This window comes from Streptosporangium sp. NPDC004379, assembly GCF_042873875.1.
Classification (GTDB): Bacteria; Actinomycetota; Actinomycetes; order Streptosporangiales; family Streptosporangiaceae; genus Streptosporangium.
Genome location: NZ_JBIAMC010000009.1, coordinates 23,074 through 36,459 on the forward strand (window position 1 = coordinate 23,074; position 13,386 = coordinate 36,459).

The following is a 13,386-nucleotide window of genomic DNA, read 5'->3' on the forward strand; positions in this document are numbered from 1 at the left end:
TCCGTCCGGCGGGCCCCGCGACGGGGCCCGCCGGACGGGAACGCATGGTCAGCGGCGCGCCCCGGAGGAGCGCAGCAGCCTGGTCACGAACGTGACCACCACGGCCACCAGGCCGATGATCAGCGCCCATTTGACCAGTCCGACGAGGAAGCCCAGGATCGAGCCGAGCAGGAAGAAGGCGAGCACCACGGCCGCCACGATCAGGAGGATTCGTCCCATGGCCACCACGCTACGCCGGGACACCGGCCCGTGGCGGGTCCGGAGGACGATGTCAGGGGCGAGCCAGGGTTTTCCCTCACCTCGTGATCCGTGATCGGGCCCGGCACCTCACCGGGTGGGGACGGACGGCCGTCCGGCGGCGTGGTGCCGCGGGCCCGGGACGTCTACCGGGTGAGGGCGAAGGCGACGGCGAGGGCCCCGGCGGCGCCGAGCACGACGGCCACCGCCGGGGGCGGCCCGCCGGGCAGGGCCACCAGCGCGGCGAGGGCCGCGCAGACGGCGGCCGAGGCGGCCAGCACTCCCCCGGTACGGCCGGCCCAGGCGACCAGCAGCGGCACCGGGAGCCGGGCGCGCACCGGCACGTGGGCCGCCAGGGCGGCCATGGCGTGGTGGACGTACAGCAGCGACCCGATGGCCGACGCCGTGAACGGTGACGGGTCCTCACCGTAGGCGAGGGTGGTCACCAGCCAGGTCCCCGCCGTCGTGGCCTCCAGCGCGAGCACCCACACCCCCTCCGGCTCGGCGGCGGCCAGCAGGCCCAGCAGGGCGGCGAACAGCGGCATCACGGCCCCGGCACGGTAGTCCGGCGGCATCGCCGTGAGCAGCGCCGCCGTCCCGCAGGCCCAGATCAGGAACCGCCAGACCAGGGAGGGCAGCGCGGCCGTCGCCGACCGGGGCGGCGCGCCCGCCGCCCCGCGGTCCGGGCCTCCGGAGCGCGGTTCCGCCCGCCCGGACTCGGGACGCCCGGCGGGGCGCGGGGCGCTCATCGCCGCGCCGCCGCGATCCGGGCGACGTCCCGCAGGACCGCGTCCAGGCTGCCCGCGCCGCGCCAGGCCTCGACCGGGACCCCGGCCTCGCGCAGCCGGCCGACGGTGTTCTCGCGTTCCAGGCGCCAGAGCCGTTCGGCGACGTCCGACCATTCGCCGGTGACCCGGCGCCGCAGCCCGGGCGGCAGGGTGTCCACCGCGACCAGGGGACGGCGGGCGCGGGCCAGCGCGGCCAGGGCGGCGGCGCTGCGGGAGTCCAGGAGCGGGGTCAGCATGACGACCAGGGCGTTCGGCGGCAGCCCGGCCACCGGCGGCCGGTCATCGGACGCCTCCCGCCCCTCGGGCATGGGCCTGGTCTCGGCCAGCCAGGCGAGCTGGGCCAGGTGGTGGCGCCGTCCGGTGCCGGGGCGCAGCCGCCGCATCCGGGGGCCGAACTCCATCAGCCAGACCCGGTCGCCCTGCCGTACGTGGTGCTCGGCGATCGCGGCGGCGGCCCGGACCGCGGTGTCCAGCACGCTCGGCACGCCGTCCTCGCCGCCCGCCTCGTGCAGGACGTCCAGCAGCAGCACGATCTCGGCGTCGCGCTCCGGCCGGGTGGCGCCGACGTACGGCTCGCCGGTCCGCAAGGTCGTCCGCCAGTCGATGCGGCGCGGCCGGTCGCCGGGCCCGTAGGGGCGCACCCCGGCCAGTTCCCCGCCCTCGCCGAAGCGGTGGGAGCGGTGCACGCCCGACATCCCGCCGGGGCGGGGCACGGAGGCGCGCGAGGTGAACGGCCCGGCCAGCGGCAGGACCCGCACTCCGGGCGCGGACAGGGTCAGTGCGGGGAACGCCAGCAGGCCGTCGCGGGCGATCACGCGGACCCGCACCGGCCCCAGGGGGTGGACGCCCCAGCGGTGCGCCGTACCGGTGAGCTCCACCGCGGCGGGCGGCGCCGCGACGTGGTGGCCCGCCGTCAGGCCCAGCGCGGGGGAGGCGGCGGCGCCGACCACGCACAGCGTCGCCTCTTCGGCCTCCACGACGACCGCGGCCTCGACGGCGTCGCCCTCGACCGCGTCGGCGACGCCTCCGGTGACGTCGGTGCCGGCCAGGCGCAGGCTGGCGCGCGGCGGGTGAGCGGGGCGGGCGCGCAGCGTCCAGACGGTGCCCAGGGCGAACGGAACGGCCATGGCCAGCAGGTCCGGGCGGCCGAGCCCGACCGCGAGCAGGCACAGGCCGCAGCCGAACACGGCGGCGCGGCGCAGCGCGGCGGTGGGCGCCCAGCCGGGAGCCGGTTCGGGGGTCCGGCGGGCGTCGTCCCGTACGGCGCCGGCCCGCACGTCGGCCGATCCCGGGGGCGACCCGGACATCGGGCCGGGAGCGGGTACGGAGACCGGGCCGGGGGCCGGTTCGGGGGCCGGTTCGGGGGTGCGGCGGCGTAGCCGCATCACGTGCCGCCGGTGTAGGCGGGCAGCTGCTCCGACAGCGGGACCGGGACGCGGGCGCAGATCTCCTCGATGACCGAGACCGGGTCGACGCGGCGCAGCCAGGTCTCCGGGCGCAGCCCGATCCGGTGGGACAGCGCGGCCGGGGCGACGCGCTTGACGTCCTCGGGGACCACGTAGTCGCGGCCGTCGAGCACCGCGCGGGCGCGGGCGGTCAGCAGCAGGGCGAGCGAGCCGCGCGGGGACGCGCCGACCTGGATCTGGGGGTGTTCGCGGGTCGCGGCGACCAGCGCGACCATGTACCGGCCCACCGAGTCCTCCACGGCGACGTCCTCCAGCGCCCGCTGCATCTCGCCGAGCGTCCCGGCGTCCACGACGGGCTCCAGTACGGTCTCCTCCGTGCGGCGGGTCATCCGCCGCCCCAGCATCGTCCACTCCTCCTCCGGGGAGGGGTAGCCGAAGGACACCCGCAGCAGGAACCGGTCGAGCTGGGCCTCCGGCAGCGGATAGGTGCCCTCGTACTCGATCGGGTTGGCGGTGGCCAGGACGTGGAACGGCGCCCGCAGCGGGTGGGTGACGCCCTCGACGCTGACCTGCCGCTCCTGCATGGCCTCCAGCAGCGCCGCCTGGGTCTTGGGCGGGGTGCGGTTGATCTCGTCGGCCAGCAGCAGCTGGGTGAAGACCGGGCCTGGGCGGAAGACGAAGTCGCCCTCGCGCTGGTTGTACAGGAACGACCCGGTCACGTCGGCGGGCAGCAGGTCGGGGGTGAACTGCAGGCGGGTGAACCCGAGGCCCAGGGTCTGGGCGAAGCAACGGGCGGTGAGGGTCTTGGCCAGGCCGGGGAAGTCCTCGATCAGCACGTGGCCGCCCGCCAGGATCCCGGCGAGCACCAGCTCCAGGGCGTCGCGTTTGCCGACCACGACGGTGCCGACCCTGTCGAGCACCTCACGGGCGCGCGCGCCGACGTCGGCGAGCTCCATTCAGATCTCCTCGATGCGCGTGAGCAGGCGGGCCAGCTCGGCGCGGGTCGGGACCGCCGTCACGGGGGCGGTGATCAGTTCGTACAGGTCGGGGCCGAGGATCTCCGCGGCGCGGCCGGGGCCCGCCGGGCCGTGGCGGCGGCGGAGCCGTTCGGCGGCGATCTCGGCCAGGCGCGGCTGGACCAGCGTGCGGAACCGCTGCGGGTCGTCCCGGGTGGAGGCGAGCCGGTGCTCCCACCAGCGGGCCTCGGCGAACGCCCGGTCGGACACCTCGACGCCACCGGCCGCCGGGGGCGGCGGGGGCGGTTCGGGGGGCGGCGCCGGGATCCGGCGGACGATCAGGGCGATCGACGCGACGGCGGCGGCCAGCACGCCGAGATGCCACAGCAGGGCCGTCACGTCGGCGGCTCCGCGTCCGGCGCGGCGCCCGGCACGCCGGGGCGCCACCGCGGAGCCGTCACGGCACCGGCTCCGTGCCCGCCCCGGTGACGGCCGGGGTGTCGCGGCGGGGCCGTCACGACGCCAGCTCCGCGTCCACCTCGGCCAGCGCCGCCCGCGCCTCGGCGCGCAGCGAGACGGTCACCTCGTGCGGGGCGTAGCGGGCCCGGCGGTAGGCCGCGGCGAGGCGGTCCAGCGCCGGCCCGCCGACCCGGTGCCCGGCCAGCAGCCGCGCGACCAGTTCGGCGGGGGTGTCGGCGGCCATGCGGGGGGTGCCCGCGCCGGCGGCGGCGTGCTCCAGACGCAGCCAGCAGGCGATCACCGCGCGGCGCGGGTCGCCGCCCGCGTCCAGGTCGGCCAGGCCGGCCCGGAGCGCGGCCCGGATCTCGCCGCCGGTGGCGGCCGGCGGCTCCTCCCGGTCCTGGGCGGCCTTCGGCGAGCCGTACTCCAGGCGGTTGAGCGCCCGGAGGAAGGAGACCAGCAGGACGGCGGCGAACGCGGCGCCGAGCACCACCAGCGTCCAGAACGGGATCCCGTTCAGCGTGCCCTCCACGATGAACTGCGGCTCGGCGCCGCCGGGATCCGGATCGGCGCTCTCGGCGGCCGGGTGGGGCGCGAAGGACCGCAGATGGAACGCGGCGACGGGCCGGACCGCGTTCGCCGCGACCCCGGCGGCGAACAGGCCCAGCGCAACCAGGGTGAAGGACGCCCGGCCCGGCCACCACGGCCGCCCGGACCGCCGCGCCCCCATAAGCCGTGGGAGCCGTGGGAGCCGCCGCCCGGGAACGGTCTCCCGGGCGGCGGTCCCTGCGGGACCGGTGTCCGTCGTGCGCGGACGGGTCACAGCGCGGAGCGGCCGCCGACCAGGGGCAGCTTCACCGAGCTCGCGCCGGGGTCGACCGAGACGGTCGTCCCGGCGGGCAGGCGGAGGGTGAAGTCGTGGTCGGTGGAGATGAGCACGACGCCGATCCGGTGCCCGGCCTTGACGATGTAGTCGTTGGGCTGGAGGTTCAGGTCGAAGTCGTAGAAGCGGCCCTCGCGCAGCGGCTCGGTCCGCGCGGCCGAGTGGCGGTTGCGGACGTCGAGCCATCCCCTGGTGATGATCTTGTAGGGGGCGGTCTCCGGGACGTGCCGGGCCAGGCGGGCGCAGCCGGTGTCGCCGGGCACGCCCTGGCCGTAGCAGACCGGGGTCGCGTCGTAGGCGACGCGGCCGTAGGCGCGGGTGTCGGTGCCGTAGTCCACGAGCAGCGCCGTCAGGTACGGCGAGCGCCCCTTGGCGTAGGCGGCCCTGACCGACACCGCCGGGGTGCCGGAGATCCGGACGTCCTTGCCCAGGGCGGGCGACAGGTAGGCCAGGCGGTTGGGATCGGTGGCGGTGACGTCCGCGGCGAGCTGCTCGGCGGTGCGGACGTTCTGGTCGGTGAACGACTCGATCGCGTGGCCGCGCCGCCCTTCGGCGCCCAGGGCCCCGTTGCCTCCGTCCTGCCCGGCCTTCCCGGCGGACAGGCGCAGCGTCACGTCGCGGGTGCCGGGCAGCGGCCAGGAGGCGTACCGCCCCCACTGGCCGGGGCCGGACTCCACGTCGGCCTGCGGCTCGTCCATGATGCCGTTGCGCAGGCCGTACAGGTTGAAGTCGAACCAGCGATGCAGCTGGCGCAGCCACTCGGCGTTGCGGTCGGCGAAGGAGAAGGGGTTGAAGTGCGCGCCCTGGTGCAGCCAGATCTTGCGCGGCACGCCCCGCTTGGCCAGGGCGTCCCACCACTGGACCCCCTGGGAGGTCTTGACGTTCCAGTCGTTGAGGCCGTGGACGAGGAAGACGCTGGCGCGGACCCTGTTCACGTCGCGGAGGTAGTCGCGGGCGGCCCAGAAGGCCGTGTAGTCGCCGGTGACGCGGTCCTGGTCGCGTTCGATCGCGTCCATCAGCCGGCCGCACGCCTCCTGGCCGTTCTCCCGGGTGAGGACGTAGCGGGCGAGCACGTCGGCGTCCTCGCCCTGGAAGCCGCCGGGGGCGACCACGCCGCCGCCGGAGCGGTAGTAGTCGTACCAGGACGAGATCCCGGCGATCGGCACGATCGTCTTGAGGCCCTGGACGCCGGTGGCGGCCACGGCGTTGGGCAGGGTTCCGTTGTAGGAGACGCCGATCATGCCGACGTTCCCGGTCGACCAGTCGGCCCTGACCTCGGCTCCGGCGGCGTCGAAGCCGCGGGCGCGGCCGTTGAGCCAGTCGATGGCGGCCTTGGGGCCGGCGGTCTCGTTGGCCAGGCCGGTCGTCGGGCAGCCGGTCGCGCGGCCCGAGCCGAGGTTCTCCACCAGCGCGACGGCGTAGCCGCGGGGGACGAAGTAGTTGTCGTAGTAGCCGGGGAAGGGCGGCTGGTCGGCGCGGGCGACGCCCCGCTCCTCGTCGAGGCCGAACATCTCGTCGCGCAGCTCGTCGAACTTGTTGCGCCGGTAGTCCATGCCCGCCGGGTCGGAGCCGTCGAGGTCGACGACGTGGTTGGGCACGTCGTTGCCGCCGGCGTAGTAGGGGCTGGCCTCCATGATGATCGGGACCTTCAGCCCGGACTCGGTCTCCCTGGGCCGCATGATGTCGACGGCGACCCGGTCGGGCCGGCCGTCCGCGTCGCTGTCCGTGCCGGCGACCTCGACGAACACGGTCTGGGTCACGGCGTCGGCGCGCGAGTACACCGGCTGGGTCTCGTTGTTCTGGATCGGCGCGGCCGCGGATCGCGCGGCCGCCGCGGGCAGCGCGCCGGAGGGTACGGCCACCGCCAGGGCGATCAGGACGGTCTTCCATCTGTGCATGGAGGGAGACTCCCGGGGGGTGTGGAATCACATGACTCCGGTCAATCTCCTTCAGAGGTATCCATATGCGCAAGATCGGGGATATAACAAATCACGGTCCGGCGCGGACCGGGCACGGCGAGAACCGGCCGCGACCCGAACCGGGGTCTCCGCGGACCCGGACCGCCGCAGACTCGACCGCAGAGGCCCGGGACGGCACGGAAGCGGGACGCCGCGGCTCCGGACCCGCAGAGACCGGGGACGGTGCGGAAGCGCGGGGGAAACGCCCGGAGAGCGGGCCCCGGCGGGCGTCAGCGGGTGTTGCGCGCCAGGTCCAGGGCGTAGCCGTGGAACCAGTCGCCCGCCCTCGGCTCGCCCCGGCCGCACTCGCCGTCGGACTCCCCCGGCCGCTTGACCCACAGCAGGGCGTCCAGCCGCTCGTCCCCGGTCCGGGTGGTCGGCTCCGCGCCGAGCGCCCGGCCCTTCGGGTTGCACCAGGAGTCGCCGCCCTCGCGGAGCGGGCCGTTGCCGTTGCGCGAGGTGTCGATCACGAAGTGCGCCCCGCCGAGGCCGTCGGACAGGCGGCGGGCGACCTCGCTGCTCTCCTCGGTGGTGAAGAAGTTGCTGACGTTGAAGGCGAAGCCGTCGGCCTCCTCCACCCCGGCCTCGCGCATCGGCCCGATCCAGGCGGCGGGGTCGGCGATCCACCCGGCATTGCCCGCGTCGAGGTAGACCCGGGTGGCGGGCCGCCGCTTCAGCGTCTGGACGGCCTCGCGGAGCAGGCCGAGCCGTTCGGCGGCCCGGCCGCCCCGGGTGCAGTCGTCCAGGATGTGCGCCAGGGCGTCGGGCTCGACGACGACCCAGGCCGGCCGGTCGCCGATGCCCTCGGCGAACCGGGCGATCCAGGCGCGGTACTCGCCGGCGTCGGCGGCGCCTCCGGCGGAGAACTGCCCGCAGTCGCGGTCGGGGATGTGGTAAGCGACCAGGACCGGAACCCGCCCCGCCCGCTGCGCCGCCGTGGTGATGTCGCGCACCCGGTCGTGAGGGTCCCGGTCGCCGATCCAGATCGCGGCCGGCCGCTCGGCGATCCTCTTCAGCAGCGCCGCCTCCCCGGTACGGCCCTGCTCGGTGACCCGGCGCAGTTCTCTGGCCGCAGCGCCGTCGGCGTCGACGTAGAAACGCGTCGCCCCGCTCTTCGCTCCGGTCGAGGCCCCCGGGGAGGCGGCCGGGGGCTCCGTTCCGGCGGAGGCGGCGGGCGGGGCCGCGGAGGGCGAGGGGGGCGCGGGATCCCCGGAGCAGGCCGCCGCCGCGAGCGCGAACGCCAGCACCGCGGTGGCGCGGCCGTACCTGTTCATCCTCATCCTCCCTGGGCTGCCTGATCTTCCGGACCGGTCCGGGCCGTCCGGGCGCCCTGGTCGGCCGGGCCCGCCTGACCGGCCGGGTCCGTCTGCCCTGTCCGGCCCGTCTCACCCGTACGGTTCGCCTGATCAGGGCGGTTCGCCTGGCCCGTACGGCGGGAGCGGCCGGCCGGGGCCGGCTGGATGTGGACCCACCGGCCGTGGGACGGGGTGCCCTTGGCCGTGATCCCGAACAGCATGTACCAGCCGGGCGGCACCAGCGCGGGGTTCGACGGGACCGTGACCACGACGCCGCTGGGCACGCGGGTGAAGTCCAGTTCGATGGAGCGCTGCTCGACGTCGGTGACGTGGGTGACCGCGCTGGGCCGCATCAGACGGACCCGTGTGATGCGTGCGGCGTCGGGCGTCCTGAACCCGCCCCGGCCGCCCATCGTCAGCTCCCGGCGGCCGTCGGTGAACTCCGGCCGCTTCTCGCCGTTGAACAGGTAGGCCGGGCTGTAGACCTCGACCCTTTGCTCGAAGGTGCCGGGCATCGTGCCCGCCCTGTCGCCGAAGAGGGGGTCGGAGCCCATGCTGAGCACCCGGCCGTCCGGCAGCAACAGTCCCTCGGAGTGGTAGTTGCGGCCGACCGAGGGGGCCGCGGCCTCGTGGAAGGTGTTGGTGGCGGGCCGGTACACCTCCGCCCGCAGCACGTCGCTGCCGCCCCGGCCGCGGTAGTTGCCCGACCCGTGGGAGGAGAAGACGGTGTCGTCGGGCAGCAGGACCGCCGACGGGTAGCGGACGGGGTGGGAGAGGGCCGGCCCGCGCTCGTAGTGGGGGCCGGGGTCCTTGAAGTCGATGATGGCCGTCCGGTCGGTGGCGTTCTTCTGGCCGGGCTGGCGCTCGCCGACCGGGCCGCCGCCCATCACCATGATCCGCTGGTCCTGCGCCGGGGGCAGCAGCACCGAGGCGCCGGTCTCGTTGAGCTCCGGCTCGGGCAGCCCGGGGACGGGGGTGAACGCCTCCGTCTCGTCGGGCGCCTTGCCGCCGGGCGCGCCGGGCGTCCGGACCAGGCGGTCGGTGTCACGGCGGTAGTCCCAGATGCCCGGGGGGCGCAGCGCGAGCTGTCCGGGACCGTACCCGGCGTTCATGCCGGAGAAGAAGAGGGTGCCGTCGTCCAGCAGGAACAGCGCCGGGTAGGTGGGGAAGAACCGCTTGGGACCGGGCGACCAGGTCTTCGTGGCGGGATCGTAGATCTCGTTGTCCCGGGTGATCTGCCCGACGGTGTCCAGGCCGGAGACCGTCATGACCTTCCCGTCGGGCAGGGCGGTCATGGTGGGGTACCAGCGGCCCTCGGCCATGTCCGGGACCCGGATGTAGCGCTCGGCGACCGGGTCGAACTCGAAGGCGTCCCTGACGCCCTGGTAGTCCTGCTTGTCCATGGTCATGGCGCCGCCCATGGCGTACAGGTCGCGCCGCTCGCGGCGGGTCAGCCCCTGGATCTCGTACTTGACCATCCGGCCGCCGGTGTCCAGCAGGCCGGGCGCGCCCTCGACGGCGGCCTCGGCGAATACCTTGGTCTCGCTGGGCCTGACCCGGACCCGGCCGGGCGCGCCGGTCTCGGTCTTCGTGGCGGGCGGCACCGTGACGGCCGCGGTGGTGCGGTAGAGCCGTCCGCCGGGTGCGGCGACCAGCGCGCCGGCGCGCAGCACGCGGGGCTTGGCGTCGGGGTTCTCGTTCTTGATCACCAGAGGTCCGCCGGCCCGCTTCACCTTGCTCTTGAGCACCTCGAAGCGGAGGGTGCCGCCGCCGATGAGGAGGTTGCCGTTCGGCAGGAACACGTGCCCCGAGCAGAAGAGGTCCACCGGTGTCGGCACCAGCTTGAACTCCCCAGGCTTCCCGGGCCGGGACGGGTCCCAGAGGACGGTCTTGAAGGTGCCCTTGTCGAAGTTGGCGGCGTTGTTGCCCGACCCGGCGACGATGAGCACCTTGCCGGTGTGCAGCAGCGCCGCGTGGATGGCGTTGACCTTGTACTCGTCGGGGATGCTCAGCAGGTCCCAGTGGCCGTTGCGCGCCTTGTAGTCGTCGGTGTTGATCTTGTAGTCGTGCCACCGCCGGGAGGCGAACCCGGCCATGGCGGGGACGTTCACCCCCAGCACCGCGGTCACCACGGCGGCGGCGATGAGGTTCTTGCGCAGGCGGCTCAACGGGCATCCCGGCTGTTCCAGGCCCAGGTGGCCACGGGCCCCAGGCAGATCACGAGGGCGAGGATCGCCCAGAGGGTCATGACCAGGTGCACGTGACCGGTCCAGAGGGCGGCGAGCAGCAGCCCGGCGCCGAAGATCAGCGCCCACCACAGGTGGATGCGGAAGGTGGCGAGCCGGTCGGGGCTGGCGGAGTCCCCCTTGGGGGTGACCACGAACCTGCTCGGCCGGCGCAGCGCGGCCCCGATCAGCGACGCCACGTAGATGGGGGCCGACAGCGCCGACATCACCATCCCGGCCACCCCGGAGGAGCCCTCGGGCTCGTGCGGGCTGACGTTGTGCCGCCGGTTCCAGGTGTAGAGCATGACCTGCAGCAGGGCGGCGTCGCCGTACAGCATCAGCCACACGTCCATCGGCACGGTCACGCCCGAGCCGCCGACGGCCATGAACAGCGTCGCGCTGAGCCCGGCCAGCAGCCAGTTGAGCGCGGACATCGGGTAGAACGTCACCATCAGCGTGTAGTTGAACAGCCGTCCCGGCGACAGCCGGAAGGCCGCCTTCCAGAACTGGGTGAGCAGCGTCTCGTAGGTGCCCCGGCTCCAGCGCAGCTGCTGGCTGAAGAAGTCGGTCCACGACGACGGCCCCTCCCCCACCGCGAGCACGTCGGGGGTGTAGACCGACATCCAGCGCTCGCCCGTCTCGGGGTCGCGGGAGCGGTGGAACTCGATGCCGGTGGCCATGTCCTCGGTGATCGAGTCGTACAGCCCGCCGATCTGCCTGATCGCCCTGATCCGCACGGCGTTGTTGGTGCCGACGAACATCGGCGCGCCGTACCGGTTGCCGGCCCGCTGGATGAGGGAGTGGAACAGGAACTGCTGGCTCTCGGCGGCCTTGGTGACCGCCGAGGTGTAGTTGCCGTAGACCTGCGGTCCGACGACGAAGGCCACCCGGGGGTCGCGGAAGTAGCCGAGCATGCGCTCGCAGAATTCCGGCAGCGGTACGTGGTCGGTGTCGACCGAGACGAAGAAGTCGTAGTCGTCGCCGTGCGCGTCCAGCCAGCTGTTGTAGTTGCCGTGCTTGGTCTTCGCCCGGAACGCGCCCTTGGGCTGGTTCCAGTGGGGCACGCCCCTGCGGCTGAAGTGGCGGACGCCCATCCACTCGCACATCTCGCGGATCTCGGGGTCGTCGCCCTCGTCCAGCAGCCACACGTGCAGGACGCCGTCGTGGCGGACCCGCAGGGCGGCGGACAGGGTCTCCCGGACCATCTCCAGCGGTTCCTTGCCGGGCACGCAGGTGGTGATGAAGGCCACCCGGGTGCCCGGCTCGGGCGGGACCGGGACCGGGTCCCTGGCCGCCAGCATGGCGTGCACGTTGGAGACCACGCTGACCAGGCGGAAGATCTCGATCAGCGCGATCATGACCAGCATGGCCCTGTCGGCGGCCGGCACGTACCACGGGAGCATGCCGTAGGGGTCGAGCCGGACCGTCCAGTGGGACGGCAGCAGCAGCCACGTCATCATCGTGAACTCCACGACGATCGCGGCCGCCATCAGCAGCACGGCCCGCACCCGGTGCGGCTCCGCGGCCAGCATCGACCGGTAGGCCACCCGGTACGGCAGGCCCGGCTCGGGCTCGGTCACCGGTCCGGCCAGCCCGCTGAACCGCTCGTAGTCGTAGAGGATGATCTTCGTGGGTTCGACCGGGCGGATCGTCCCGGCCGTCCTGCGCCCGGCCTTCCGCATCGATCCGGTCATCCTCATCGGTCCGGCCGCCTCATCGCGGGCACAACGAAGCGCCTCCCCCGGGCTTGGTTCGCGTCGGCCGCGCGCACGGCGCCGTCAGGCCGGATCGAAGATCGGTGAACAGGGGCCATCATATTGCGATCGGCGACCCGGATCCCGCTCGCTTCCCCTCAGAGGGTGATTTTTCCGCCTTGGTCTAAATATTTACGGACCGGCTTCCGGCCTCCGCGGACCGTACGGCCGGGGGCCGAGCGGCCCGCGGAGGGACCGGACACCCGGCCGGAGCCGCACCGGCCCCGGACACCGTACGGCCGGCGGAACCGTACGGCCTGCGAAGGCCGGCCGGTCAGCGAGGGCCGGCCGGTCAGCGGGGGCCGAACATCTCCCACCAGCTCTCCACCAGCGGCACGTCGTCCACGTCGATCCGGTCCCCCGGACGCGGGACGGCGATGCCGACGCCGCGGGCCTTGCTCTCCCGCCAGAGGCGGTCGACCGGTTCGGCCCACGCGTGGAACGCCAGGTTGAACGTGGCCCAGTGGACGGGCAGGAACAGCCGTCCGCCCAGGTCCAAGTGGGCGGCGACCGCCTCCTCGGGCGTCATGTGGATGTCGGGCCAGGCGGGGCTGTAGGCGCCGATCGGCATGAGCGTCAGATCGAAGGGGCCGTGCGCCGCGCCGATCTTCGCGTAGCCGTCGAAGTAGCCGGAGTCCCCGGCGTAGAAGACCCGGCGGTTCTCGCCGATGACCGCCCACGACCCCCACAGGGTGTCGTTGCGGGTGAGCGTGCGCCCGGAGAAGTGCCGGGCGGCGGTGGAGACGAACCGCAGCCCCGCGACGCTCGCCTCCTCCTCCCAGTCGAGCTCGACGATCCGCGACGCGGGGACGCCCCAGCGCTCCAGGTGGGCGCCGATGCCGAGCGGGACCAGGAACGGCGCGGTGTGCGTGGCGGTGAGCGCGCGGACCGTCGCCCGGTCCAGATGGTCGTAGTGGTCGTGGGAGATCACGATCGCGTCGACCGGCGGCAGGCTCTCCAGCGGGGACGGCACCGGGTGCAGCCGTCGCGGGCCCACCAGCCGGGACGGCGACACCCGCTCGCTCCACACGGGGTCGAACAGGACCCGCCGCCCCTCGATCTCCACCAGCGTGGTGGCGTGACCGTACCAGACCGCGCTCAGGCCGTTCTCCGACGGCGGTACGGCCGGCGACGCCACCAGGGGCACCGGGGCGCTCGGCCGCCGCCCGTCACCGCCGGCGACCATGTCCCTGAGCATCTCCGGGAAACTGCTCGGCGGCGGGGTGGTCGTGCTCGGCACGGGATTGTGGAAGGCGCCGTCGCGGAACCGCGGCGAGCGCCGCATCCGCTCCAGCCGCTCTCCCCCGGCCCGCCCGCCCAGTTCGGCCGGCACCTCCCTGACCGCCCACCCGAGCGCGGCCAGCGCCAGTCCGCCCGCGACGAGCCTTCCGGCCGATCCTCTTCCCGCCATCGGTCACCACTTCC

11 protein-coding genes are annotated in these 13,386 nt (G+C 74.4%); all 11 read right to left on the minus strand.

Translation table 11 applies throughout. The features are described 5' to 3' along the window. Positions 1-48: 48 nt before the first annotated feature. On the minus strand, positions 49-219 hold the full coding sequence (locus tag ACFYSC_RS20275) for a hypothetical protein (RefSeq protein WP_179817711.1): 171 nt from the start codon (positions 217-219) through the stop codon (positions 49-51). A 164-nt stretch (positions 220-383) separates the two neighbouring features. Continuing rightward, positions 384-986, minus strand: coding sequence for a hypothetical protein (locus tag ACFYSC_RS20280; RefSeq protein ID WP_389963636.1), 603 nt, complete (start codon positions 984-986; stop codon positions 384-386). Beyond that, a complete protein-coding gene (locus ACFYSC_RS20285; protein WP_389964451.1) occupies positions 983-2,410 on the minus strand; it encodes a DUF58 domain-containing protein in 1,428 nt (475 codons plus the stop codon). The genes ACFYSC_RS20280 and ACFYSC_RS20285 overlap by 4 nt, the downstream gene beginning before the upstream one ends. After that, complete coding sequence (locus ACFYSC_RS20290) at positions 2,410-3,387, minus strand: AAA family ATPase (protein ID WP_389963639.1); 978 nt, start codon at positions 3,385-3,387, stop codon at positions 2,410-2,412. The genes ACFYSC_RS20285 and ACFYSC_RS20290 overlap by 1 nt, the downstream gene beginning before the upstream one ends. Continuing rightward, complete coding sequence (locus ACFYSC_RS20295; RefSeq protein WP_389963642.1) at positions 3,388-3,786, minus strand: hypothetical protein; 399 nt, start codon at positions 3,784-3,786, stop codon at positions 3,388-3,390. It lies immediately after the preceding gene. A 115-nt stretch (positions 3,787-3,901) separates the two neighbouring features. Next, positions 3,902-4,576: a DUF4129 domain-containing protein gene (locus ACFYSC_RS20300; protein ID WP_389963645.1), complete on the minus strand. Its 675-nt coding sequence runs from the start codon at positions 4,574-4,576 to the stop codon at positions 3,902-3,904. A gap of 89 nt (positions 4,577-4,665) precedes the next feature. Continuing rightward, entirely contained in the window at positions 4,666-6,627 is a 1,962-nt protein-coding gene (locus tag ACFYSC_RS20305) for a Xaa-Pro dipeptidyl-peptidase (protein WP_389963648.1), read from the minus strand. Positions 6,628-6,917: 290 nt separating this feature from the next. Then, entirely contained in the window at positions 6,918-7,961 is a 1,044-nt protein-coding gene (locus ACFYSC_RS20310) for a glycoside hydrolase family 6 protein (protein ID WP_389963650.1), read from the minus strand. Between the two features lie 2 nt (positions 7,962-7,963). Then, positions 7,964-10,150 (minus strand): galactose oxidase-like domain-containing protein, encoded by a 2,187-nt coding sequence (locus tag ACFYSC_RS20315; protein WP_389963653.1) that lies wholly within the window; start codon positions 10,148-10,150, stop codon positions 7,964-7,966. Further along, the gene (locus ACFYSC_RS20320; RefSeq protein WP_389963656.1) at positions 10,147-11,907 is read right to left on the minus strand and encodes a glycosyltransferase family 2 protein; all 1,761 of its coding nucleotides are present in this window, start codon (positions 11,905-11,907) and stop codon (positions 10,147-10,149) included. Before ACFYSC_RS20320 ends, ACFYSC_RS20315 begins: the two co-directional genes overlap by 4 nt. Positions 11,908-12,253: 346 nt before the next feature. Beyond that, positions 12,254-13,372: an MBL fold metallo-hydrolase gene (locus ACFYSC_RS20325; protein ID WP_389963659.1), complete on the minus strand. Its 1,119-nt coding sequence runs from the start codon at positions 13,370-13,372 to the stop codon at positions 12,254-12,256. Between the last annotated feature and the right edge of the window lie 14 nt (positions 13,373-13,386).